Here is a 23,672-nt window from a genome sequence, read left to right as displayed (position 1 = left end):
GTATACGACCACTATTAACGTGTAGTTTAATAGTGGTTTTTTTATGCGGTGTTTTTGACAAAATGATGAACTTTTATCGTGGACAACATGAAAAAGTGTAAACAATAATAAAGGGTGAAAACGTGATATGCCTTTAGACGTTTATCATCATTGCTATGTTGTTAAAGATAGGCGAAGTAAATGGCATAAAGCTTAGGCGGTTGCCAAGTCTTTCTAATGTAAGGTAAGATAAATTTGAGGTGAAAAAAAGAAATGGAACGATTACAAAAAGTGATTGCGCAAGCAGGTATTGCATCGAGAAGAAAGGCTGAGGAATTAATTCAGCAAGGGAAAGTGAAAGTTAATGGGAAAATAGTGAAGGAGTTAGGAACAAAAGTAACTCCTCAAGATAAAGTGGAAGTAAATAACATCCCTCTTGAAAAAGAAGAACCTGTTTATTTTTTACTATATAAACCAACTGGTGTAATTTCAAGTGTATCAGATGATAAAGGAAGAAATGTTGTAACAGACTTTTTCCCTGAAATTAGACAACGTTTATTCCCAATCGGACGCTTAGATTATGATACGTCTGGCGTATTATTGATGACAAATGATGGTGAATTTGCAAATGTATTAATGCATCCGAGATATAAAGTTGAAAAAACGTATGTTGCGAAAATTAAAGGGCCATTAACAGGTGAGAAAATTCGCATGTTAGAACGAGGTGTTGCATTAGAAGATGGGAAAACAGCACCAGCACAAGCGAAAATTATTTCTTGGGACAAGCGTAAAGAGATGGCAATTGTACAATTAACGATTCATGAAGGACGTAACCGTCAAGTACGTCGCATGTTTGAAGCGTTAGACTGTAAAGTAGTGAAATTAAAACGTGAACGTTATGCCTTTTTAGAAGTGGGTAGTTTGCGACCTGGTGATGCAAGAGAATTGACACCACATGAGGTAAAACAATTACGCGCACTTGCTTCTACAAAGCCAAGATAAGCTATAGAGTTAAAATTTCACCAGTGGAGTGCTCTGCTGGTGATTTATTCAATACAACATTTACAGAAAAGAATACATACCATTTACCGAGGAGAGGGGAGAAAAGATGAAGAAAAATCGCTTATTATTTCGTGTTATCATTCTGCTCATTTTAAGCGGTGCTGTAGGATTTACACTTTATCAAGGGTTTTTCACTGATAAAGAGAAAATGCAAATTGGGAAAGAAGCACCTAATTTTGTTGTGACGGATTTGGAAGGAAAGAAAATTGAATTAAAGGACTTAAAGGGTAAAGGTGTATTTTTAAACTTTTGGGGAACTTGGTGTAAACCTTGTGAAAAAGAAATGCCTTATATGAATGAATTATATCCAAAGTATAAAGAAAAAGGCGTTGAAATTATTGCGTTAGATGCAGATGAAACAGATATTGCTGTTAAGAACTTTGTGAAACAATATGATTTAAAATTCCCAGTTGCCATTGATAAAGGAACAAAAATCATAGGCACATATGGAGTAGGTCCATTACCGACAAGCTTTTTGATTGATAAAGATGGAAAAGTAGTGGAGCAAATTATAGGTGAACAAACGAAAGAACAGTTAGAAGGCTATTTAAAGAAAATTACTCCGTAATAAAGAAAGCCTTTACATAAGAGGTGCTTACGTATAGCGCCTTCGCTTTAAAAATTCTGAGTATTGCGGTAACTCTGAGCTGGAATATACAATAGTACATATAGATAAAAGGGCGGTGAGAGCTTTGAAAGAAATTAAGTGTGAATGTGGACATGTTAATCCGATAGGAACCATTTTTTGTGAAGCATGTGGGAAACCATTTGAAAGTAATGAAAATATAAAATTATTGGATATGAGATATGAGGGGAGTGCTCGGAGATCTCTCACACATACAAAAACGATAGTCGATAAAATTTGGAGTTTTTTCTCTTCTGTAAAAGTAGGTGTATGGTTAATCGTAATAACTTTAGCTGCATCGGCAATAGGAACTATCTTTCCCCAAGAAATGTACATAACTCCAGGAATCGAACCAGCTGAATATTATAAGACCGAGTATGGATTTTTAGGACAATTATACTATCAATTAGGATTTAATAATTTATACGGTTCATGGTGGTACATGATTTTAATTGCTTCTATCGGTATTTCACTTGTGATATGTAGTTTAGACCGTGTTATTCCCCTTTATAAAGCTTTAAAAAAACAAGGGGTAAAAAGACATCCTAGCTTTTTAAAGAGACAAAGATTATACGGGACTGGTACTCCGCAAGATGGTGACTTGGAAAGAGTGCAAAAGAATTTAAAGAAAAGAAACTATAACGTGAAAGTGGAAGACGGAAACGTTTTAGCGGAAAAGGGACGTTTTTCACGTTGGGGTCCATATGTAAACCATATTGGTCTTATTATCTTTCTATTCGGTGCAATGCTACGTTTTTTACCGAGTATGTATGTAGATGAAGCGCTTTGGTTACGTGACGGTGAAACGAAAGAAATACCAGGAACAGATGGTCAATACTATTTGAAAAACGAAAAGTTTATCAAGGAAGTTTATGATAAGAGTAAGGATAAAGAAGTTTTTGATGAAGCAATTGATCGTGTTGGTGATAAATTGATTGCGAAAAACTTCCAAACAAATGCTGTATTATATAAAGCGGTAGGAGAAAATATAGCGGGTCAAAAACCAAAATTAGAAAAGGTAAAAGAAGCTGAAATTCGAGTGAATGAGCCACTGAAATTTGATCAATTTGCTGTTTATCAAGTGGATTACAAAGAAAGTGAATTTAAAAGCATGTCTTTCCATTTGCAAAACAAAGAAAATAATCAAAAGTTGGGACCGATTAAAGTAGATTTAGCGAATCCTACAGAAAAATATGATTTAGGAAATGGGTATTCTCTAGAACTATTAAGCTATTTTCCTGATTTTTATTTTGATGAGAATGGAAGGCCGAATACGAAAACAAAATTACCGAATAATCCTGCATTCGTCTTTAAAATGTTTACCCCGGAAACACCAGATGGTGAAGTTAGTTTCGTCGGTATTCAGCAAAACATAGAGCCTGACGGGAATAATAAATATAAAATGTCATTTGCAGGTGTGGAAATGCAAAATGCAACAGCTCTTACAGTAAGAAAAGATTTGACGCTTTGGATTCTCGGTATTGGAGGATTTATATTTATGGTTGGTGTGATTCAAGGTATGTATTGGAACCATCGCCGTATTTGGATACAACGTGTTAATGATGAATGGTGGGTTGCAGGCCATACGAATAAAAATTGGTTCGGCTTAAAGAAAGATATTGAAAGAGTACTAGAAGGAACAGCGATTCCACAACCACACGATAAAATGAATGAAAAAAATTAGTTAAGGTGGGGAAACGACATGGTACAAATAAGTAGTAATTTTCTGTTCGCGGCGTTTATCTTATATTTAATTGCAACTTTATTTTTTGGAGGAGCAATTAAAGAAAAAGGTAACAAGTGGGCAAATATAGGTATAACTATAACAATTTTGGGGTTTATTGCACAAATAGTATATTTTGTTACAAGATGGATCGCATCAGGACATGCACCGGTTAGTAACTTTTTTGAATTTGGTACATTTTTTGGCATGATGCTTGTGGGAGCTTTTATCATTATGTACTTTGTATATCGTGTAAGTATTATTGGTTTATTTGCTTTACCGGTAGCTCTTTTATTAATCGCTTATGCAAGTATGTTCCCGAGAGAAATTTCGCCGCTTATACCATCTTTAAAGAGTAATTGGCTACATATTCATGTAACGACAGCGGCAGCGGGACAAGCAATATTAGCAATTAGTTTTATTACAGGCGTAATGTATTTACTGAAAAATGTAGATCAATCAACAAGAAGTAAGCGTACATTTTGGTTAGAGACAGTAGTTTTCACACTTGTTTGTACAGTTGGGTTTATTGGAATAACAACGGTATTTTCTAGTATGAAATACGAAGCGAAGTTTCAATGGATTGATAAAAATGAACAACAAGTTGAAATGAAGTATAATCTCCCTGCCTTAGTTGGACCGCATGAAGGGAAGTTAATGACAGAAAATAAATTAGAGCCAACAGTTGAAGTTCCAGCGATTGTAAATGCGAAAAAATTAAATACTGTTATTTGGTCAGTGTTAGTGGGAACGCTACTTTATATTATATTAAGACTTGTTTTACGTAAGCGAGTGTCAGCGGCACTTCAGCCGTTAGTAAAGAATACGAATAGTGATTTATTAGATGAAATCGGATATCGTTCTATTGCGATAGGATTCCCGGTGTTTACATTAGGAGCATTAATCTTTGCAATGATCTGGGCTCAAATCGCTTGGACGCGCTTTTGGGGTTGGGATCCAAAAGAAGTTTGGGCGCTTATTACTTGGCTCTTTTATGCTGCGGTATTACATTTACGTTTATCTAAAGGATGGCATGGAGAAAAATCCGCCTGGCTTGCAGTGATTGGTTTTGCAATCATTATGTTTAACTTTATTGTAGTAAACTTAATTATCGCGGGTTTACATTCATATGCATAGAGAAATAAAATAGGAGAGTGTATGTCACTTTCCTATTTTATTTTTGTCAAATTTTCTTCTTTTTTGAGAAAAACATGACAAAGTAGCGGTTGATTCTGTAAAATGATGTCGAGGACCAAATATACTGTTCAAAAAAAATACATAGTTTTGGAAAAAAAATGAACAAACTTTATTATTCTTGTGAAGCATAATATGGGAAGTGGAACGTTAAAAAATGCTTAATTAAACGAGGATAGGTGCAACATTATATTGTAGAAGGGTAGGTGTAAACCGTTGTGGTAAAAGTACGCAGCGGGTAGAAATGGAAAATGAATCAAGAATTTTAATTGTAGACGATGAGGATCGTATTCGTCGTTTATTAAAGATGTATTTAGAAAGAGAGCAATACACAATTGAAGAAGCGGATAATGGTGATACAGCTTTAGAAATGGCGTTACAAAATGATTATGATTTAATCCTACTGGATATTATGATGCCTGGTAAAGATGGTATCGAAGTGTGTAAAGGGATTCGTGAGAAGAAAGCGACGCCAATTATTATGCTGACAGCAAAAGGTGAAGAAGTAAATAGGGTACAAGGGTTTGAAGTTGGAACTGATGATTATATTGTAAAGCCGTTTAGCCCGCGTGAAGTAGTACTTCGTGTGAAAGCGGTATTACGCCGCGCTGTACCAACGACATTCTTTACACAAGATACAACGACGAAAGATGTTACTGTTTTCCCTCATTTAACAATTGATAATGATGCGCACCGCGTTACAGCGGATGGTAATGAAGTAAACTTAACACCGAAAGAATATGAATTACTATTATTCTTAGCGAAATCCCCGGATAAAGTTTTTGACCGTGAGCAATTGTTAAAAGAAGTATGGCAATATGAGTTCTTCGGAGATTTACGTACAGTTGATACGCATGTAAAGCGTTTACGTGAAAAGTTAAGTAAACAATCACCAGATGCAGCGAAAATGATTGTTACCGTTTGGGGCGTAGGTTACAAGTTTGAGGTTGTGAACGACTGATGCTTTGGAGAAGTGTAGTAGGGAAGTTATGGATGACCATATTACTTCTCGTTTCGTTTGTTCTTGGATTTGTTGCTATTTTACTTTCACAGTTTTTTAGAACGTATTATGTTGATATGAGTGAAGCTAGGCTTCAGAAAGTTGCAACAAGTGTCACGGAATTAATTGAAGAAGGTGCCGATGTAAAAACGATTGAGGATATTGCTTACAAATTTTCTGATCCACTTTCAAGGATTATCATTGTAGAAGACGGTAAGGAAATTTCTTCTTCGCCGAAACAAGAAGGATTAGTTACTCTTACAATAGATGATTTGAAAAATGATAAAGAATTAGCAGCTGTTTTTACAGATAAAAAGGATATTAAGAATAATATTAGAAAAGCTTCTAATAGTAGGAAGAATAAAAATACTGAAAATGATATTATGATCGTCGGGAAACCAGTACAGTCAAAAAATCAAAGTGCAGTGTTTGTATATGAATCATTGCAAGTTCCAATACAAGGTATGGAGAGAACGACTGATTTTATTTTCTTATCAGCCGGGATTGCGATTATTTTAACAACTTTCTTTGCATTTTTCTTATCTACTCGAATTACGGCACCGCTTCGTAAAATGCGTGAGGTTGCATTTGAGGTAGCGCGCGGGAAATTTGATACGAAAGCCCCTATGGTGTCGCAGGACGAAATTGGTGAGCTTGCAACTGCTTTAAATCAAATGGGGAAACAGTTGAAGTTTAATATGAATGCCCTGCAGCAAGAAAAAGAGCAGTTAGCTAGCATTTTGAGTAGTATGGCAGATGGTGTTGTTACGTTAAATCAAGAAGGTGAAGTCGTTGTTATCAACCCACCGGCAGAACACTTCTTACAAGTTTGGCAAGAAGAAAAAGAAGTAGAGTTAATTAAAAAACTGCCTTCTGAACTTGTTGAACTATTCCATCTCGTTGTAGAAAGTGAGCAACAACAAGTTGTTGAAATTAATTTGCAAAAAGGTAACTACGTAGTTCTTATGACACCGCTTTACAATCAAACAAAAATTCGTGGAGCTGTAGCAGTATTGCGAGATATGACGGAGGAGCGTCGTCTTGAGAAAATGCGTCAAGACTTTATTGCGAATGTATCACATGAACTTCGTACACCGATGGTAATGCTTCAAGGATATAGTGAAGCAATTTTAGATGATATTGTGCAAACGAAAGAAGAAATTAATGAGTTTGTTCAAATTATTTATGATGAATCTGTTCGTTTAGGTAAACTTGTAAATGAGTTATTAGATTTAGCCCGTATGGAAAGTGGACATGTAGAGTTACATATAGGAGAAGTAGATATTCATCCATTTGTCGAAAAAATTGGCCGTAAATTCCAGGGGATTGCAAAGGATAAAGAAGTCCAATTAACAGTGGATTTCCAAAGTCCAATTGAACAATATCCGTTTGATGCAGACCGTATGGAACAGGTACTGACGAATTTAATTGATAATGCAATCCGTCATACAAATGCAGGTGGACATGTTACACTTGTAATTAATACGAAAAATAGTGGCCTTACTTTCGAAGTGCAAGATTCAGGTGCTGGTATTCCAGAAGAAGATATTCCGTTCTTGTTCGATCGATTCTATAAAGCTGATAAAGCGAGAACTCGCGGGAAAAAAATTGGAACAGGACTCGGGCTTGCGATTGCTAAAAATATTGTTCAAGGTCATGACGGGAAGATTTTTGTATCAAGTGTCGTTGGAGAAGGAACTACATTCTCTGTATATTTACCAAATCGTATAATTTAGATATATATGTTTTTTAAAAGTTGATCATGAATAAAAGCTTTACTGTTTTTTTATTTTTTTGTAAGTGCAATTAAATAAAGAATGGTAGAGTTTTTTTCTTTAATAATCAGAATGAAAATAAAAAGAGAGGTGTCATAATGAAATGAAACTTTATACAAAAACAGGTGATAAAGGGGAAACGAGTGTCATAGGTGGCCGAGTGGATAAAGATCATATACGTGTAGAAGCTTATGGAACAATTGATGAGGCGAATTCTCATATCGGATATGCCATGTCTAAATTACAAGAGGAATGTTTTCGTAACATTTATAACGAACTTGAAAATATTCAACATGAACTATTTGATTGTGGAGGGGATTTAGCAATAGTAGAGAAGAAAATCCCTTATAAAGTAACGATAGAGATGGTCGAGTATTTAGAGAGACGAATTGATTCGTATACAGAAGAAGCGCCGCCTTTAGAGCGTTTTATTTTACCAGGCGGTAGCGAGATATCGGCTGCACTACACATTGCACGTACAGTTATAAGAAGAGCAGAACGTTGTATAGTGTCATTGCAAAAAGAAGGAGAAACCAATGAAATTGTTCTAAAGTATGTAAATAGGTTATCTGATTATTTATTTGCGCTTGCTAGAGTAATAAATGCGCGTTTACAAGTGAAAGATGTGGAGTATAACCGTAGTGCACTTGTTTTTCGTAATAAAGAAGAGAAGGAAGTGGAGTAATACACTTTCTTTTTTTGTATACTTTTTTCTGTAATATCCCACAATAGAGAAGGTATGACGGTTATTAGAAAACGGAGGATGTATATGAAAGCGTTAAAATGTGGCGTGGTGATATTAAGTGTATTATTTTTATCTCAATTACATGTTTACGCTGAAGGGAATCAGTGGATATGGCCTGTTGATGGGCAGATAAGTGATTATTTTGGGACAAGACATGGGAAACACTATGGTATTGATATAGCTGCGCCTATTGGAACGCCTGTTGCAGCTATTCAAAATGGTAAGGTGACAAAGTCTTATTTTTCAAGTAGTTATGGAAATGTTGTGTTTATTAAACATGGAGAATATGAGGCTGTTTATGCGCATTTAAATAAGAGATATGTAGTTCAAGGTGATAACATTTCAAAAGGAGAGCTAATTGGAGAGGTAGGGAATACAGGAGAATCGCGAGGAGCACATTTACATTTAGAAGTGCATCAAGGGAGATGGACGATGGAGAAAAGGAATGCGATGAATCCGTTGCTTGTTTTAAATGAACAAAAAAATCAAGTTGTGTCATCATCACAATATATTGTACAAAAAGGTGATACTTTAGTTGGTATTGCCCGGAAATTTAGTATGACAGTTGAGGAAATTAAAGTGAGGAATGGATTGCGACAAGAGCAAATCTATCCGAACCAACAACTATACGTCAAGTAAAGGCAACGTCCCACAAGCATAACTTTTGAATAGATTTATTTTCTTCTTATTTAAGATTGCGATAGTAAATGAAATTATATCGACATTTCGACAAGAAATATCGACTAACAATAAAATACGACAATAAGAGCAACCTATTCCTAACGAAAAACCGTCCCAAAAGATCTTTTGGGACGGCTTCTTTTACCAAAAAATAAAGACACATATAAATCCAGTAATAGCTAAGTAGCTATATAAGTAAAAGACTTTTGTTCTTGTTTTTTCTTTTGTCCGAAATAGTACGATAGTTGGTTCGATTAGACCAATTGTAAGACAAAGTAAACCAAGAAGCATAAAGCCAATTGAAAGAGAATACAGGGCGATTTGTGGTGCTTGAAATGGAATCATCCATTTTAATAAAAATGCAATAAGTGCAGTGTAACAAATGCTACCGATGTATTTATTCAATGGAGTATCAGAACGGAAACCAGGAAGTTTCTTGGAAAACGGACGGGAAACAACTTCCGTTTGTAAAGATGTATGTTCTTCAATTATTTTTTGAGCTTCTTTTCCTTTTTGGAAAAGGGATAAAATCCAGTTTCGCTCACCTTGGAAAATAAATTGAGAAGTTGTTAAATAGTGATCAACTTTTACCTTATTCCAACTCTTCCATGGATGACGCTCACACAATTTTAATTTGCTTTCTGTTTTTTTATCATACTGATAAATACTTATGCCATCTTGGTCAAAAGTAGCGTAGTATGTCTCTCTTGAGAATGTGCCTAGATCAATTGGACAGTAGAAAAGTAATTCTTTTTTCAAATAAAAGTATTCTTTTCTTAAGTTCTTTTTCATTGCTTCTCGAATAGAGTGTCTTTTATCTTTCTTCATGACATTTCCTCCATAACTCAGAAAATGTTCTTATCTTAACAATTCAACATCTTATCACTTTTGACGACATATGACTAGGGGGATTCATAAGAGAAATACCGAATTATAAAAAATATGGGTTGTATTGTAAAATATAGTGATCGTTTCTTTAATTATATAAAATCAATAACTTATTTTTAGTAAGTTACACTTTTTTTGTTCACAATACGATCATGTTGTTGTATAATGAAGTGGAAAATAGAATATCGGTCTATCTTCGGGGCAGGGTGAAAATCCCGACCGGCGGTGATGAACAGTTAATAATGTCGTTCTAAGCCCGCGAGCCGTTAAGGCAGGATTTGGTGTGATTCCAAAGCCGACAGTACAGTCTGGATGGGAGAAGATGGAGGTTCAAGCGTTCAAAAAAGATAAGTATTTGAACGTCTGTTTGATGTGCCTTAAAATTCTCCCTTTGTGTAAATCACAAAGGGTTTTTTCGTTCTATGAAAAAATAGGCATAGCAGAACCTTTCCACTTTCCATGAGAAGATCGATGGAAAAGGAGAGAGAAAGATGAAACAAAAAAACAGTGTAGTGCAGATGGTGAGTGTAGCGATGCTAAGTAGTATTGCGTATTTACTAATGATGTTGGATTTTCCATTCCCAGGGCTTCCGCCATTTTTAAAAATTGATTTTAGTGATGTGCCAGCTTTAATTGCGGCGATAATTTTTAGTCCAATTGCAGGTGTAATTGTAGAAGCGATAAAAAATATTTTGCATTACGGAATTCAAGGAAGTTTAACGGGAGTACCAGTAGGAGAAGTAGCAAACTTTATAGCGGGATGTTTATTTATTGGTCCAGCAGCATTCTTATTCCGAAAGTATCGCACAGTAAAAAGTTTAACGACAGGATTAATGCTAGGTATAATTACTATGACAGTTATTATGAGTGTGTTAAACTACTTTATTATTTTACCAGCGTACACTTGGTTTTTAAATTCACCAGCTATGTCTAGTGATATTATGCGACAAACTATTGTAACGGCGATATTACCGTTTAATGTAATTAAAGGAATTGTTGTAACAATTGTATTTGTAGCATTATTTTCACGCTTGAAAGTATGGGTATTTGCAAAAATGAAAAATGCTTAAAAATATTAAACCATTGGCAGCGTAACTGCTAATGGTTTTTTTGTTAGTGAGAATGAAAAAGAGTGCAAAAAATCCCCCTCATACTTATGAGGGGGATTTTTTGAAGTTAATAAAAGACTATTCGAATTTTAAAGAGTCGCCATCAAATGATTCGTCAGCAACTTTAATTGAGTCAGTTGGACAACCTTCGAATGCATCCATCATATCTTCAATTAATACATCTGGAATTTCAACGATACCTTGGTTATCGTCTAATGTTACAAATGCAATGCCTTCATCATCATAGTCATAAATGTCTGGTGCAGCAGCACCACAAGCACCGCATGCAATACAAGTATCTTTGTCAACGATTGTATATTTTGCCATATTTTTTCCCTCCTGATAATATGTATGTGAAAAGTTCGCCAAAAAATTATAATCTTATTGTAAAACGGTTTTTAAAACTTTTCAACATAAAATTATAATGATAATGCTTATCAATTAGAGTGTCAACTTATTTTTGAATTATTTCATAAGATTTTCAAAATACTTAAATGTTATTTCGTTTGATACAATAGAATATATACAAGCATGTAGTGTGAATATGATAAGTTAAATGAATAGCAGTTAATGTGCAATCGTATTGAAAAAGGAATGAAGTTAGACTGAGAGGTGGAAGCGGTAATGCAGCTACAATATACTTTATTATATTGTTTAAAACAATTGAATGGTGAAAGAACCGTTTCTTCGATTTATTATTTATTAAAAGGAAAGAGATCGTCGCAAACATTACAAGATGGGAATATGTTTCAAATTTCTTTTTTGTTTGGGATTTATAAGTCATTAAATAGAGCTGATTATGATCAAGAAGTTGCAAAGTTGTTACAAACGGATTTAGTTCAAGGTATACATGATAATACATATGTGTTAACGACTGCTGGTAACGTGCAATTAAACAAATGGGAAGGTGACTTTGCCTTTCCGACATATTTAAATGGTTTACACTATGGTGAAATAGGTGAAACGTTTTGGAAGAGATTATCATTGATCGTTCAAACCATTTCGAATTTACAACAGGCGAATACGAAATTTATTCCAATTCAACAGGATACAGAAATAATGATGTGGGTGAAACGTTTTCTCACTGGAATACCGTATATGAGAAGTGAATTGGCTAAAAGATTATGGAAGGAAATGCATACTCTTTTACAAAAAAATAATCCAGTAGAGGCGACAATCGTAATATATCGGTTAACTGGGTATAAACGTATTGGGTGTACTTTACAACAATTAGCGGAAATTACGAAACAAGATATATTTCGAGTGTATTTTTTATTTTGGGGTACAATTCATTTCCTTATTCAAGAAGTTCGCAATAAAGAAAATGAGTTTCCATTATTAGCTGAAATTATATCTTATCCAAATGAGAAAGCTGATTTATTTAGTTTATCAACGAAAAAAACATATAATCTTTGGAGACAAGGACGCTCTTTAGAAGAAATAGCAACAATTCGGAATTTGAAGGTTGCCACGATAGAAGACCATTTTGTAGAAATTGCTTTACGAGAAAAAGAATTTTCTATTGAAATGTTTATGGAAAAAGAAAAAATGGAAAAAGTAACAAAAGTAATTGAAGCATTACAAACACGTAAATTGCGTGTGTTGAAGCAAGCGGTTGGAGAGGAAATCTCTTATTTTGAAGTACGTCTTGTATTGGCACGGATGGAGGGTATAAATGAAGCTTGAGGAATATTTATATAAGTGGTTTGGATATTCTGAATTTCGTCCGGGGCAAAAAGGAGTTATTACGGACTTATTGGAAGGAAAAGATGTTGTAGCAATGCTTCCGACTGGAAGGGGAAAGTCAATGTGTTATCAACTTCCGGGGCTTCTACAAGAGGGTACGGTGCTTGTTGTATCACCATTATTATCTTTAATGGAAGACCAAGTTACGCAATTAAAGTATGTCGTGAAAAATCGAGTTATTGCATTGAATAGTTTTCGGACGTTAATTGAAAAAAGAGAAGCAATGAAAAAGCTATCTTTTTATAAATTTGTTTTCGTATCACCAGAGATGTTGCAGTCGGAACTTCTAATAAGAGAATTGAAAAAAATTCATATTTCATTATTTGTCGTAGATGAAGCGCATTGTATTTCACAATGGGGCTATGATTTTCGGCCAGATTATAAAAAATTAGATAAAGTAATTGAGAGTATCGGATCTCCGACAGTACTAGCATTAACAGCAACTGCGACAAAGGATGTACTGCGAGATATAGCGGAAAGTTTAAATCTAAAAAATATTGCTGAGCATGTGTACTCAATTGATCGTCCAAATATTGCGATGGAAGTGCAATTTGTGGAAACAATAGAAGAAAAAAAAGAGGCGCTTTTTGAGCATGTAATGTATTTGCAAGGGCCTGGTATTGTTTATTGTTCAAGTAGGGCCTGGACAGAGCGTTTAACCGAGTATTTAAGAGGAAAAGGAATTACAGGTGTAGCTTTTTATCATGGTGGTATGGAACATGAAGAGCGTATGTTAATTCAACAACAGTTTATGAATGACCAGTTGCAAATTGTAATATGTACAAGTGCTTTTGGGATGGGGGTAAATAAGGCGAATACAAGATATATTATTCATTTTCAATATCCGACAAATGTAGCTTCCTATTTACAAGAAATTGGAAGAGCTGGAAGAGATGGAGAATTGAGTATAGCCATTTTATTATGTAGTCCATTGGATCACGATTTGCCAATTTCAATCATTGAAGATGAATTACCAAGTAAATCGCAAATACAATTTTTATTTTCGTTACTACAAGAAAGAATGTTTCAAACGAAAGTATTACCATTAGAAGATGTAGAAGAAATTTGTTATAATGCAGCAAGATTTAATGAACAGTATTGGCGCTTTACACGTTATCATCTCGAACATCTTGGAATCATACAACAGCGAAATCTCATGCTAGAGAGCTTGTCAGATGAAATAATGCACAGATTAATAGCGGAAGTGGAAGTGAGAATGCGTAATAAATATAGTGAGTTAGAAAATATGAAGTCATGGATACAAGTTCAAGGATGTAGACGTGAATATTTATTACAACAATTCGGTTATAGAAAAGAAAAAGAGATAGAAAACTGTTGTGATTACTGTGGTATTACAAAAACGGATTATAAAAAAAGACGAGCGCAACAGTTAGTTTTCGACTATAATTGGGAAACAGAGTTACAAAAGCTTTTCGGCCTAGGAAAGATGGAGGAATGATGAACATTCAAAGGCATAATGTTGAAGATATGAGTCCGAGAGAAATAAGACTGAATCTCTACATAACACAACTAATCATTATTGGTATCGGTTGTTTACTAGCATATATATTATTTCAAGATAAAAGAGAAGTTTATAGTTTATGGAAATGGGAACCGGTTTCTATACTTTTAATAGGTAGCTTGTTAGCGATTTGTATTGTGTTATTAGATTATGTTGCAATGCGAGTGTTTCCAGAATCTTGGTTTGATGATGGTGGCATTAACGATAGAATGTTTCAAGGGATTTCTGTCATGCATTTACTCGTTATCACGTTTATTATTGGCTTTGCGGAAGAGTTTTTATTTAGAGGTGTAGTGCAGACTCATTTCGGAATTGTAATAGCGAGTTTAATTTTTGCTGTGTTACATATTCGGTATATAACGAAGCCTTTTTTGTTTTGTTTCGTCTGCTTTATTAGTTTTGTTTTTGGTTATGTATTCGAGTGGACAGGAAATTTGTTTATAACAATCTTTGCACACTTTCTTGTTGATTTTATAATGGGGCTCCAATTAAGAAAATAAATGGAAGGTGGTGGTGAACAACATGAGAAAACGAATTCCTGATTTTGAAGAGGAGTTAGAAGTTGAGCAAGTGGAAGAAGATGAAAGTTTACCGCCGCGTAGTGAAATTCATAGAAATAAAGAGAACAAACCAAAGTTTAAAATGAATCACATTTTCGTCCGAGTGTTAACATTTTTGTTCATATTGTTACCTATTAGTATCCTATGGTATACAGATAAGTATATACAGGTAAAAAGTGATAGTAATAATGCTGAGAAAAGTGCGTTTGAAGTAATTTTCTTTGATTCCGCTAAGACTGAATCAAAGAAGCAGTCTGAGAAAGTAGCAACTCATGTTGTGAAAGATGGAGAAACTTTAGAAAGTATAGCGAAGCAATATTTCTCAGATGAAGATGGGATAGAAATAATAAAAAAGTATAATGATTTACAAGAAGACGAAGTGAAGGTAGGACAAGAATTGAAAATTCCTATAAAAGATAAGTCCACGAAGTATGAGAGCTAGCTAAATGAGTGATATATAGCTCCACATAAAATTAAGGACTATACTTTACGAGGAGGGAGAGTAAAAAATATATGTCATGGATTATATTATTATGTACTCTCATATGCATTGGTTTTGTATGTCTTCTTGGAATGTATAAAGAAGCGATGCGTAATACAGTGTTGGAACATACTTTAGTATTCGAAGAATTTCCGGAAAGTTTTCAAAAAGTTAAAGTTTTTTTTATTTCGGATATTCATAGAAGGATCATTTCTAGCTCGCTAATTGAACGAGTGAAAGGAAAAGCAGATATCGTAGTTATTGGCGGTGATTTAGCTGAAAAAGGAGTACCTTTATCGCAAATCTCTTTAAATATTCAAAAGTTAAGAGAAATAGCCCCTGTATATTTTGTATGGGGAAATAATGACTATGAAATTGAATATCACGAATTAGATGCTTTATTAATAGAAAATAATGTGAAGGTATTAGATAATACAAGAGTTGTATTTGAATCTGAATTAGGAGAGAAAATTTGCTTACTCGGTATCGATGATGTTGGATTAGAACGAGATCGTTTAGATTTAGCGTTGTCTGATTGTAAAGAAGAAGGTTTTCGCATTTTAATTAGTCACAACCCAGATATAATAAAGAAAATGTCTGGTAATGAACAAATTTCGCTCGTATTAAGTGGACATACACATGGAGGCCAGATTCGGTTGTTTCCATCTGAAAAGTATTTAAAGGGTGGCGTATATAAGCATTCTAATACGACTCTCTTTGTTAGTAATGGGTATGGAACAACATTGTTCCCTCTTCGTTTTCGGGCACCTTCCCAAACACATATCATTACGTTATGCGGAGGGAAATAATGCCGAATTCAAATGGAAAATATAATATAAAAGCTGTCTCAAATATACTCGGAATTCAACCGAGTACACTTCGCGCATGGGAAAGACGCTATCATATTATTGCCCCAAAGAGAAATCGTGCGGGGCATCGTTTATATACAGAAGAGCATATTCATATTTTGAAATGGTTAATGAACAAAGTTTCTGAGGGGATGATGATTGGACAAGCAGTTCAGTTATTAGAAGGGAATCGGTTGCAGAACAACGTTCAAAAAGAAAAAATTACTGATACAGAAGTTGTTTTAGTGGACGATATACTACAAGCTTTGTTAGAATTTGATGAAATTACAATTTCTGCATTATTAAACGAGGTTTTTAGTATATATTCAACGGAAAAGGTTGTTGCAAGCATCATTCTTCAAGTGGCAAACAAGTTGTTAACTTTAAAAAGTAATAATGAGATTACAATGTCGCAATTCAAATATGTTGTATCATTCTTACAAACACGTTTAGGAATGATCTATCATAATGCGTCGGTGTATTCTTCCGTTAACAAAGTTTTCGTTTTAGAAAATAATATATTAAAAGGATTTATTTTCGCGACGTATTTACGACTAAAAGGATATCAAACAATGTATATGGGGACAAGTTTAGATGAAGAAGGTATTTTACTAGCTATTGAACAATTACAACCTAAATATTTGTTTATATCTTTTGATGATGAACGAGAACTTGAAGAGGCAGTAGAATTTATTGACTTGTTGCAAGAAAAAAATGAAAACATCTCTGGTGGTTTTATAGGAAGAAAAGGCATTGGAGATCAATTAAATCTTCAAAATATCCTAATCGGTAACACGAAAGAAGAATGGGATGGATGGTTAAAGATGCCGGAATAGTCGTTCGAAAAGAACCATCTATTTTCTATTTCATATAATAAAAATTAGATGCAATGGTTACGTAGGGAGGGTATGAGATGAGACTGGAACGTTTAAATTATAATAAGATTAAAATTTTCCTAACATTTGATGATTTATCTGAACGAGGATTAACGAAAGAAGATTTGTGGAGAAATGCACCGAAAGTACAGCAACTATTCCGTGATATGATGCAAGAAGCAAATACAGAATTAGGGTTTGAAGCGGATGGACCGATTGCTGTTGAAGTATTTTCTCTACAAGCTCAAGGTATGGTTGTAATTGTAACAAAAGAAAATCACGAAGTGGACACAGAAGATGAGTTCCGTGACGAGTTTATTGAAATGCAAGTGACTCTTGATGAAAGTGAACATATACTTTACGAGTTTGCTACATTAGATGATGTAATCAATTTGTCAAATCGCTTATATAACCTTGGTGTAACTGATGGGAAGTTGTATACGTGGGATGATCGTTTTTATCTTTGGATAGAAGAAGAAGAGCAATTTCAATTATTGAAGGCGGATTTTATAGCTATTTTAGCGGAGTACGGTAATCCGTCAACAGCAACAATTTACCGCGTAATGGAATATGGTAAAGAATTAATGGATTCTCAAGCGATTGAACAAATATACAATTACTTTGTGAAAAAACAAAACCTCAGCTAATGTAACGTAGCTTGAGGTTTTATTTTTATTCAGATGAAAATCTAAAATCTATAAAACGAAGTGTAGGTAACAAGGCTAGCCGATCTGTATGTTAAAATGTAATCAGTATTTCTTGATGAAATAATTGTTTTATCGAATGTATTTTGATGAAAATAAAAAATATTTAAATATTTAAGTATTTTACTTTTCTAAAAGCAATAAAAGGACTATAATAATAGTGAAAACGCTTGCAATACAAAATAGTTTGTATATATTTGTTAGCGTTTTCTATTGCATTCCAAATTTAACGGTGTATACTAGGCAATGAAGGTTTACTAAACAAGTGAAATTACAGGGGGTTTACTTACTATGGTAGCCGAAAAGGGAACTCAAACGAAAACACAACAACAAGGGGAACAACATTTTGAATTGTTAAATTCAACACAAATTGTAATTAATGAAGCATTAGAAAAATTGGGTTATCCAAACGAAGTATATGAATTATTGAAAGAACCAATTCGTATGATGACAGTGAAAATTCCAGTTCGTATGGATGACGGGACTGTTAAAATATTTACAGGATATCGTGCACAACATAATGATGCTGTTGGTCCAACGAAAGGTGGAATTCGCTTCCATCCAAACGTAACAGAAAATGAAGTGAAAGCACTTTCTATTTGGATGAGTTTAAAATGTGGTATTGTTGATTTACCATATGGTGGAGGTAAAGGTGGAATCATTTGTGACCCACGTGAGATGTCTTTCCGTGAATTGGAAAGATTAAGCCGCGGTTATGTACGAGCAATTAGCCAAATTGTTGGTCCGACAAAAGATATTCCGGCTCCAGATGTATTTACAAACTCACAAATTATGGCATGGATGATGGATGAGTATAGCCGTATCGATGAATTTAATTCACCAGGATTTATTACAGGTAAACCACTTGTATTAGGTGGATCACACGGACGTGAAACAGCGACTGCAAAAGGTGTAACAATTTGTATTCGTGAAGCTGCGAAAAAACGTGACATTGATATTAAAGGTGCACGCGTTGTTGTTCAAGGATTTGGTAATGCGGGTAGCTTCTTAGCTAAATTTATGCATGATGCAGGCGCGAAAGTAATTGCAATTTCAGATGCTTACGGTGCACTACATGATCCGAATGGATTAGATATTGACTACTTACTAGATCGTCGCGATAGCTTCGGTACTGTAACAAAACTATTTAATAATACAATTTCAAATACAGAACTGTTAGAACTTGATTGCGACATTTTAGTTCCTGCTGCAATTGAGAACCAAATTACAGAAGAAAATGCTGATAAGATTAAAGCGAAAATTGTGGTTGAAGCTGCAAATGGTCCAACTACATTAGAAGCAACAAAAATCTTAACAGATCGTGGTATCTTACTTGTTCCAGACGTATTAGCAAGTGCGGGTGGCGTTACGGTATCTTACTTTGAGTGGGTACAAAATAACCAAGGTTACTACTGGACTGAGGAAGAAGTAGAACAACGTTTAGAAAAAGTAATGGTAAAATCATTCGATTCAATTTATGAAACATCACAAGTTCGTAAAGTGAACATGCGCTTAGCTGCATACATGATTGGTGTTCGTAAAATGGCTGAGGCTAGTCGCTTCAGAGGTTGGGTATAATATATAATGTTTTGAGAAAACGTGATTTCCTTTCGAGGGAATCGCGTTTTTTTGTTGAAGTATTAAATGAGGTGTTGTATATGGGGAATGAAATAATGGAACGAGTAGACCAATTAGAAGAAAAGGTTAAGGTGTTAGAGGGTGAACTTGCAAGAGCTAAGAGAGCCCGAAAAACAAGTGTCGTTCGGGTGTTCGGCGAAGGATTATTGTTTTTAATATTTGGTGCAGTTGTAGTTGGACCAATTATCGCGTTTATATTCACAATTATTACTTGGTTTGGTGAAAAATAGAATAAAAAATAAAAAAGAACGCTTGTTCTGCACGAACAAACGTGCTATACTTTCCTTAGATAAGCAAAACGGAAATGATTTTAAGGAGAGATAAATGATGAAAATGACAGTAGACCAAAGATTTATGATGCCAGCAGATGTTGTAGAACGAGTGGGAGTATTACGAAACAAACAAAGCAAGCGTGGCACATTATTACAATCGGTAAATAAATTTTTCGGTTTAGATACGAAAGAAGATTGTATTTGGTTTTACGGTTTTTACGGAGTGGCTGTAAGTATTGTATTATTTATGGTATTCACATCAAATATTTTCGATGTTCTCTTCGCATAAGAAATATGCCATAAGGACATTGCCACCGAATACATATATAAGGAAGTAAGGTAATTTTTTAGAGCGGGAGTTGGTAGTAATGGCGATGTTCCCTATAGAGCGTAACTATATTGGGTATGGAAATTCACGACCGGGAATTCCTCTTTCAAAAGTAAGATTTATTGTAAGTCATGACACGGGGAACCCTGGTAGCAATGCGATAGGAAATAGGGATTACTTTAATGAAATACAACCGAAAGCTTCAGCGCATACATTTATTGATGATAAAACAATATTAGAAATTGTCCCTATAAATGAAGTTGCGTACCATGTTCGATACAATGTGCCAACGGATAATGAGTTATTCGGTTATGATGCGAATAAGGCTGCAATTGGGGTTGAACTTTGCTATGGTGGCGACGTAAACTTTTGGGAGGCGTATACTCGTTTTACGTGGTATCACGCTTATTTATGTCAAAATTTCGGTTTAAATCCTAAAAAGGCTATTGTGTCACACAAAACGTTGGATCCTACTCGGAAAATCGATCCTGAGAATGTATTAGGGCAACAAGGAATTAAATTTCAGCAGTTTTTAGCAGATGTCTATCGGATGTATGTTTCGTTTAGATGACAAATATATGAAAAATGAATACAATAAAGATAGATGCCTACTGCTGTAAGTAGGTTTTTTCTTGTTTATATAAATAGAGCAGAGGTAGAAGACTAGGAGTGAACTAAGTATGCAAAAAGAAACAGTTATTATTATCGGAGGCGGTCCATGCGGATTAGCAGCGGCGATTTCGTTGCAAAAAGTGGGGTTAAATCCGTTAGTAATCGAAAAAGGAAACATTGTAAATGCAATTTATAATTATCCAACTCATCAAACATTTTTCTCCTCTAGTGAAAAATTAGAAATTGGTGAAGTTGCTTTTATTACAGAAAATCGTAAGCCATTTCGTAATCAGGCGCTTGCGTATTATCGTGAAGTAGTAAAGCGTAAATCTATACGTGTAAATGCATTTGAACGAGTGGAACAAGTTCAAAAAGATGGTGATGTTTTTAAAGTTGAAACGACGAAGCGTGACGGAAACAAAGAAATATATGTTGCGAAATACATTGTTGTCGCAACTGGATATTATGATAATCCGAATTATATGAATGTACCTGGTGAGAAACTTGAGAAAGTAGCTCATTATTTCAAAGAAGGACACCCTTATTTTGATCGAGATATCGTTGTAATAGGTGGTAAGAATTCAAGTATAGATGCAGCGTTAGAGCTTGTTAAATCGGGTGCACGTGTAACAGTTCTATACCGTGGTGGGGAATACTCGCCAAGTATTAAGCCGTGGATTTTGCCGGAATTTGAGGCGTTAGTACGAAATGGGACAATTCAAATGCATTTCCATGCGCATGTAAAAGAAATTACTGAGCATACGTTGACGTATACAGTAGATGGTGGGGCAAATACAATTCAAAACGATTTTGTATTTGCTATGACGGGTTACCATCCAGACCACAGCTTCTTAACGAAAATGGGAGTCCGGATTGATGAAGAAACAGGGCGCCCGATTTATATAGAGGGTAGTATGGAAACAAACGCTGAAAATATTTTTATTGCAGGTGTAATTGCTGCGGGGAATAACGCAAATGAAATATTTATCGAGAACGGTAGATTCCATGGAGATGCGATTGCGCAAACCATTGCATCAAGAGAAGAATAAAAAGAAGCTGTCGAAATCTTCGACAGCTTCTTTTTTAATCGTGCATAAACATATGTTGGATTGTTTCGTGAGAGTTTGTGTTTTCTAGTGCGACTAGTAATTTAATTCGCGCCTTTTGAGCGTTTAAACCGTAGGTGAAAACAATGCCCATATCTTTTAATTGTTTTCCGCCACCTTCATAAGAGTATACGTCTTGAACGATACCGTTAAAGCAGCGTGAAACTAATACAATTGGAATGCCTTTTTCTATTAATCGCCCTAGACTAGGAAGTGTTCTTGGAGGTAAATTACCTTGTCCAAGTGCTTCAATAACAATTCCGTCTACTGGTAGTGTTTCGATTGCTGATAATAATGTATCATCCATACCTGCGTATGCTTTTAGAACGACAACGTTTTTAGAAATCTGTCGTACTGTGCATGTTTCGTGATGCACTAAAGCATGATGGAAAACAACACCACGTTTTGTTACCATGCCAATTGGTCCGTACTGTGGACTTTGGAATGTCGCGACATTACTTGTGTGCGTTTTTGTTACATTTGTAGCACAATGTATTTCGTCATTTAATACGACTAGAACGCCTTTTTCAGCAGCTTCATTACTACTAGCAACTTTTACAGCTGATAAGAAATTATATAGACCATCGGCACCTAATTCATTACTAGAACGCATTGCCCCTGTCACAACGATTGGGATAGTTGCTTGAACTGTTAAATCAAGAAAATAAGCTGTCTCTTCTAATGTATCGGTACCATGCGTGATGACTACGCCGTGAATATCGTCTTGTTTTACTCTTTCGTCAATGATGACTTGCAATTGTAGCATTTCGCTAGGAGTCATGTGAGGAGATGGAAGATGGAACACATCTTCGACAATTAAATCAACATCGCCTTCTAAATCAGGAATAAATTTTAAAAGAGGATTTTTTTTACCTGGTTGTACGACCCCAGTTTCTTTATCTTCCTCCATTGCAATTGTTCCACCTGTGTGTAAAACTAGGATTCTTTTCAATGCTTATACCCCTTTCAAGTTGAAAAATACATTTAGAACATAACATGTTTTGAGTAAATTCGACAATGAAAATGTATAAAAGTAGGCTTAGAAAATGACAATAAAATAAATTACTTTAAGTGTGCTCCGGTAAGTGGTTATTAGGTTAGGTTTTGTTTATGGAAATTTATGAGAGTAGATGTGTAGGTGTAGAGAGGGAAGGAGTGAGTTTTTTTGAAAAAAGTGGAGAAAATTATAATTCGTATATTACTGATTCAATTTATTTTTCTTTCTGTCGTCCAACTGCTTTTTATACATAAATCTTCAGTGAAATATTTATCGAAAATTGTTTATTACGAAGGTGTCGTCACGAAAAATAAGGCGGAAATCTTACAGGTGAATAAGTAGTTTTCATTTTCTTCTATGATGGATTATGCTACAATTATTGAGGATTTAATGACGCGAGGCAAATGAGAAGAAGCAGGGGGAAAATACCTGCTTTTCGTTTTGTTTTATAAGTGAAAAATGAGGTGTTACAATGGATAAACGAATTTCGATTGCTATAGATGGTCCAGCGGCTGCTGGGAAAAGTACAGTTGCAAAAGTGGTTGCAAAAAAACTTTCATATGTTTACATTGATACAGGCGCAATGTACCGTACTATTACATATGCAGCCCTTGAACAAAAAGTGGATATTGAAAATGAAGAAAAGTTAATGGAAGTTGTAAAAAATGTAAATATTGAATTTCAGCAAGGGGAAAATACACAACTTGTATTTTTAAATGGACAAGATGTTTCTGAAGTGATTCGTACGCCAGATGTGACGAATCGTGTATCTATTGTAGCAAAGCATCGTCTTGTTCGTGAAGAAATGGTACGTCGTCAACAAGGATTAGCTAAAAAAGGCGGCGTAGTAATGGATGGCCGTGATATTGGTACACATGTACTACCAGATGCTGAAGTGAAAATCTTTATGCTTGCTTCTGTAGAAGAAAGAGCGGAAAGAAGACATTTAGAAAATATGAATAAAGGTTTCGATTCTAATTTAGAGCAGTTAAGGGAAGAAATTGCTAGGCGTGATAAATTAGATTCAGAACGCGAAGTTTCTCCTTTGAAAAAAGCTGATGATGCATTGGAATTAGATACAACTTCTTTATCAATTGAAGAAGTTGTCCAAAAAATTATGGGTATTGTTTCAGGAGTATTTGCGAAATAAAGAAAGAGGACTATCCTCTTTCTTTATTTTTTTTGAAATGTAAAGGATAAGT

General features: G+C 34.8%; 26 protein-coding genes and 1 riboswitch. Of the genes, 23 read left to right on the top strand and 3 right to left on the bottom strand.

From position 1 onward, the window contains the following. The first annotated feature begins 252 nt into the window (after positions 1–252). The 8 genes from rluB to JFU20_RS07660 all read left to right on the top strand — a co-directional run bounded on the left by rluB (position 253) and on the right by JFU20_RS07660 (position 8,742). Positions 253–981, top strand: coding sequence for a 23S rRNA pseudouridine(2605) synthase RluB (gene rluB, locus JFU20_RS07695; protein WP_002011753.1), 729 nt, complete (start codon positions 253–255; stop codon positions 979–981). A 106-nt stretch (positions 982–1,087) separates the two neighbouring features. Beyond that, positions 1,088–1,609 carry a thiol-disulfide oxidoreductase ResA gene (gene resA / locus JFU20_RS07690; protein ID WP_000742208.1) on the top strand — a complete coding sequence of 174 codons (522 nt, stop codon included), beginning with the start codon at positions 1,088–1,090 and terminating at the stop codon, positions 1,607–1,609. Between the two features lie 124 nt (positions 1,610–1,733). Further along, positions 1,734–3,350 (top strand): cytochrome c biogenesis protein ResB, encoded by a 1,617-nt coding sequence (resB, locus tag JFU20_RS07685; protein WP_201038512.1) that lies wholly within the window; start codon positions 1,734–1,736, stop codon positions 3,348–3,350. Positions 3,351–3,368: 18 nt separating this feature from the next. Next, positions 3,369–4,526 carry a cytochrome c biogenesis protein ResC gene (gene resC, locus JFU20_RS07680; RefSeq protein WP_002086653.1) on the top strand — a complete coding sequence of 386 codons (1,158 nt, stop codon included), beginning with the start codon at positions 3,369–3,371 and terminating at the stop codon, positions 4,524–4,526. A gap of 301 nt (positions 4,527–4,827) precedes the next feature. Beyond that, a complete protein-coding gene (resD, locus tag JFU20_RS07675; protein WP_002011758.1) occupies positions 4,828–5,544 on the top strand; it encodes a DNA-binding response regulator ResD in 717 nt (238 codons plus the stop codon). Further along, positions 5,544–7,319: a sensor histidine kinase ResE gene (gene resE / locus JFU20_RS07670; RefSeq protein ID WP_002011760.1), complete on the top strand. Its 1,776-nt coding sequence runs from the start codon at positions 5,544–5,546 to the stop codon at positions 7,317–7,319. Before resD ends, resE begins: the two co-directional genes overlap by 1 nt. A 142-nt stretch (positions 7,320–7,461) precedes the next feature. Continuing rightward, the gene (locus tag JFU20_RS07665) at positions 7,462–8,043 is read left to right on the top strand and encodes a cob(I)yrinic acid a,c-diamide adenosyltransferase (RefSeq protein WP_002011763.1); all 582 of its coding nucleotides are present in this window, start codon (positions 7,462–7,464) and stop codon (positions 8,041–8,043) included. An 84-nt stretch (positions 8,044–8,127) separates the two neighbouring features. Beyond that, the gene (locus JFU20_RS07660; protein WP_002166077.1) at positions 8,128–8,742 is read left to right on the top strand and encodes a peptidoglycan DD-metalloendopeptidase family protein; all 615 of its coding nucleotides are present in this window, start codon (positions 8,128–8,130) and stop codon (positions 8,740–8,742) included. Between the two features lie 183 nt (positions 8,743–8,925). On the opposite strand, the gene JFU20_RS07655 is transcribed toward JFU20_RS07660, so the two are convergent. After that, positions 8,926–9,612: a hypothetical protein gene (locus JFU20_RS07655; protein WP_002011767.1), complete on the bottom strand. Its 687-nt coding sequence runs from the start codon at positions 9,610–9,612 to the stop codon at positions 8,926–8,928. Positions 9,613–9,860: 248 nt separating this feature from the next. Further along, positions 9,861–10,000: riboswitch (FMN riboswitch) on the top strand. A 163-nt stretch (positions 10,001–10,163) separates the two neighbouring features. On the opposite strand from JFU20_RS07655, the gene JFU20_RS07650 reads away from it, so the two are divergent. Beyond that, positions 10,164–10,742, top strand: coding sequence for an ECF transporter S component (locus JFU20_RS07650; RefSeq protein WP_201038511.1), 579 nt, complete (start codon positions 10,164–10,166; stop codon positions 10,740–10,742). Positions 10,743–10,859: 117 nt separating this feature from the next. Here JFU20_RS07650 and JFU20_RS07645 read toward each other — a convergent pair whose 3' ends face one another. Further along, positions 10,860–11,108, bottom strand: a complete 249-nt coding sequence (locus JFU20_RS07645; RefSeq protein WP_001151994.1) for a ferredoxin — start codon at positions 11,106–11,108, stop codon at positions 10,860–10,862. 297 nt (positions 11,109–11,405) lie between these two features. On the opposite strand from JFU20_RS07645, the gene JFU20_RS07640 reads away from it, so the two are divergent. The 12 genes from JFU20_RS07640 (at position 11,406) to JFU20_RS07585 (ending at position 21,416) form a co-directional block, all read left to right on the top strand. Beyond that, complete coding sequence (locus JFU20_RS07640; protein WP_002086645.1) at positions 11,406–12,467, top strand: YpbB family protein; 1,062 nt, start codon at positions 11,406–11,408, stop codon at positions 12,465–12,467. After that, the gene (locus tag JFU20_RS07635; protein ID WP_002086642.1) at positions 12,457–13,986 is read left to right on the top strand and encodes a RecQ family ATP-dependent DNA helicase; all 1,530 of its coding nucleotides are present in this window, start codon (positions 12,457–12,459) and stop codon (positions 13,984–13,986) included. Before JFU20_RS07640 ends, JFU20_RS07635 begins: the two co-directional genes overlap by 11 nt. After that, complete coding sequence (locus tag JFU20_RS07630) at positions 13,986–14,549, top strand: CPBP family intramembrane glutamic endopeptidase (protein WP_002064506.1); 564 nt, start codon at positions 13,986–13,988, stop codon at positions 14,547–14,549. The genes JFU20_RS07635 and JFU20_RS07630 overlap by 1 nt, the downstream gene beginning before the upstream one ends. A 22-nt stretch (positions 14,550–14,571) precedes the next feature. Continuing rightward, a complete protein-coding gene (locus tag JFU20_RS07625; RefSeq protein ID WP_002030746.1) occupies positions 14,572–15,051 on the top strand; it encodes a LysM peptidoglycan-binding domain-containing protein in 480 nt (159 codons plus the stop codon). A gap of 71 nt (positions 15,052–15,122) precedes the next feature. Next, positions 15,123–15,899, top strand: coding sequence for a metallophosphoesterase (locus tag JFU20_RS07620; protein ID WP_033715709.1), 777 nt, complete (start codon positions 15,123–15,125; stop codon positions 15,897–15,899). Continuing rightward, positions 15,899–16,774 carry a MerR family transcriptional regulator gene (locus JFU20_RS07615; RefSeq protein WP_002011784.1) on the top strand — a complete coding sequence of 292 codons (876 nt, stop codon included), beginning with the start codon at positions 15,899–15,901 and terminating at the stop codon, positions 16,772–16,774. The genes JFU20_RS07620 and JFU20_RS07615 overlap by 1 nt, the downstream gene beginning before the upstream one ends. Positions 16,775–16,851: 77 nt before the next feature. Then, positions 16,852–17,460 (top strand): genetic competence negative regulator, encoded by a 609-nt coding sequence (locus JFU20_RS07610; RefSeq protein ID WP_002011786.1) that lies wholly within the window; start codon positions 16,852–16,854, stop codon positions 17,458–17,460. Between the two features lie 348 nt (positions 17,461–17,808). Further along, positions 17,809–19,095 (top strand): NAD-specific glutamate dehydrogenase, encoded by a 1,287-nt coding sequence (gene gudB, locus JFU20_RS07605; protein ID WP_000225168.1) that lies wholly within the window; start codon positions 17,809–17,811, stop codon positions 19,093–19,095. 80 nt (positions 19,096–19,175) lie between these two features. Beyond that, positions 19,176–19,385 (top strand): hypothetical protein, encoded by a 210-nt coding sequence (locus JFU20_RS07600; protein ID WP_002126403.1) that lies wholly within the window; start codon positions 19,176–19,178, stop codon positions 19,383–19,385. A gap of 94 nt (positions 19,386–19,479) precedes the next feature. After that, positions 19,480–19,716 (top strand): DUF3961 domain-containing protein, encoded by a 237-nt coding sequence (locus JFU20_RS07595; RefSeq protein WP_201038510.1) that lies wholly within the window; start codon positions 19,480–19,482, stop codon positions 19,714–19,716. Positions 19,717–19,795: 79 nt separating this feature from the next. Next, entirely contained in the window at positions 19,796–20,326 is a 531-nt protein-coding gene (locus JFU20_RS07590) for a peptidoglycan recognition protein family protein (protein ID WP_002011791.1), read from the top strand. 109 nt (positions 20,327–20,435) lie between these two features. Beyond that, positions 20,436–21,416 (top strand): YpdA family putative bacillithiol disulfide reductase, encoded by a 981-nt coding sequence (locus JFU20_RS07585; protein WP_201038509.1) that lies wholly within the window; start codon positions 20,436–20,438, stop codon positions 21,414–21,416. A 34-nt stretch (positions 21,417–21,450) separates the two neighbouring features. Here JFU20_RS07585 and ansA read toward each other — a convergent pair whose 3' ends face one another. After that, positions 21,451–22,425: an asparaginase gene (gene ansA / locus JFU20_RS07580; protein WP_002030754.1), complete on the bottom strand. Its 975-nt coding sequence runs from the start codon at positions 22,423–22,425 to the stop codon at positions 21,451–21,453. 213 nt (positions 22,426–22,638) lie between these two features. On the opposite strand from ansA, the gene JFU20_RS07575 reads away from it, so the two are divergent. Both JFU20_RS07575 and cmk read left to right on the top strand, forming a co-directional pair. Beyond that, positions 22,639–22,812 (top strand): DUF5359 family protein, encoded by a 174-nt coding sequence (locus tag JFU20_RS07575; protein WP_002135263.1) that lies wholly within the window; start codon positions 22,639–22,641, stop codon positions 22,810–22,812. Between the two features lie 130 nt (positions 22,813–22,942). Continuing rightward, positions 22,943–23,620 (top strand): (d)CMP kinase, encoded by a 678-nt coding sequence (cmk, locus tag JFU20_RS07570; protein ID WP_002011798.1) that lies wholly within the window; start codon positions 22,943–22,945, stop codon positions 23,618–23,620. Positions 23,621–23,672: the final 52 nt, after the last annotated feature.

The organism is Bacillus sp. TH30 (genome assembly GCF_016650875.1).
Classification (GTDB): Bacteria; Bacillota; Bacilli; order Bacillales; family Bacillaceae_G; genus Bacillus_A; species Bacillus_A mycoides.
Note: the sequence above shows the minus strand (reverse complement) of the source record. Positions and strands in the feature narration are given on the sequence as shown.

Bases quoted from the DNA above. Each gene is read 5' to 3' on its own strand.
- JFU20_RS07665 (WP_002011763.1), top strand. From the start codon at position 7,462: ATGAAACTTTATACAAAAACAGGTGATAAAGGGGAAACGAGTGTCATA.
- JFU20_RS07585 (WP_201038509.1), top strand. From the start codon at position 20,436: ATGCAAAAAGAAACAGTTATTATTATCGGAGGCGGTCCATGCGGATTA.
- JFU20_RS07615 (WP_002011784.1), top strand. From the start codon at position 15,899: ATGCCGAATTCAAATGGAAAATATAATATAAAAGCTGTCTCAAATATA.
- JFU20_RS07595 (WP_201038510.1), top strand. From the start codon at position 19,480: ATGATGAAAATGACAGTAGACCAAAGATTTATGATGCCAGCAGATGTT.
- JFU20_RS07600 (WP_002126403.1), top strand. From the start codon at position 19,176: ATGGGGAATGAAATAATGGAACGAGTAGACCAATTAGAAGAAAAGGTT.
- gudB (WP_000225168.1), top strand. From the start codon at position 17,809: ATGGTAGCCGAAAAGGGAACTCAAACGAAAACACAACAACAAGGGGAA.
- resA (WP_000742208.1), top strand. From the start codon at position 1,088: ATGAAGAAAAATCGCTTATTATTTCGTGTTATCATTCTGCTCATTTTA.
- JFU20_RS07630 (WP_002064506.1), top strand. From the start codon at position 13,986: ATGAACATTCAAAGGCATAATGTTGAAGATATGAGTCCGAGAGAAATA.
- JFU20_RS07635 (WP_002086642.1), top strand. From the start codon at position 12,457: ATGAAGCTTGAGGAATATTTATATAAGTGGTTTGGATATTCTGAATTT.
- cmk (WP_002011798.1), top strand. From the start codon at position 22,943: ATGGATAAACGAATTTCGATTGCTATAGATGGTCCAGCGGCTGCTGGG.
- JFU20_RS07625 (WP_002030746.1), top strand. From the start codon at position 14,572: ATGAGAAAACGAATTCCTGATTTTGAAGAGGAGTTAGAAGTTGAGCAA.
- JFU20_RS07660 (WP_002166077.1), top strand. From the start codon at position 8,128: ATGAAAGCGTTAAAATGTGGCGTGGTGATATTAAGTGTATTATTTTTA.
- JFU20_RS07610 (WP_002011786.1), top strand. From the start codon at position 16,852: ATGAGACTGGAACGTTTAAATTATAATAAGATTAAAATTTTCCTAACA.
- JFU20_RS07590 (WP_002011791.1), top strand. From the start codon at position 19,796: ATGGCGATGTTCCCTATAGAGCGTAACTATATTGGGTATGGAAATTCA.
- JFU20_RS07655 (WP_002011767.1), bottom strand. From the start codon at position 9,612: ATGAAGAAAGATAAAAGACACTCTATTCGAGAAGCAATGAAAAAGAAC.
- resD (WP_002011758.1), top strand. From the start codon at position 4,828: ATGGAAAATGAATCAAGAATTTTAATTGTAGACGATGAGGATCGTATT.
- JFU20_RS07640 (WP_002086645.1), top strand. From the start codon at position 11,406: ATGCAGCTACAATATACTTTATTATATTGTTTAAAACAATTGAATGGT.
- JFU20_RS07645 (WP_001151994.1), bottom strand. From the start codon at position 11,108: ATGGCAAAATATACAATCGTTGACAAAGATACTTGTATTGCATGCGGT.
- resC (WP_002086653.1), top strand. From the start codon at position 3,369: ATGGTACAAATAAGTAGTAATTTTCTGTTCGCGGCGTTTATCTTATAT.
- resE (WP_002011760.1), top strand. From the start codon at position 5,544: ATGCTTTGGAGAAGTGTAGTAGGGAAGTTATGGATGACCATATTACTT.
- rluB (WP_002011753.1), top strand. From the start codon at position 253: ATGGAACGATTACAAAAAGTGATTGCGCAAGCAGGTATTGCATCGAGA.
- JFU20_RS07650 (WP_201038511.1), top strand. From the start codon at position 10,164: ATGAAACAAAAAAACAGTGTAGTGCAGATGGTGAGTGTAGCGATGCTA.
- JFU20_RS07620 (WP_033715709.1), top strand. From the start codon at position 15,123: ATGTCATGGATTATATTATTATGTACTCTCATATGCATTGGTTTTGTA.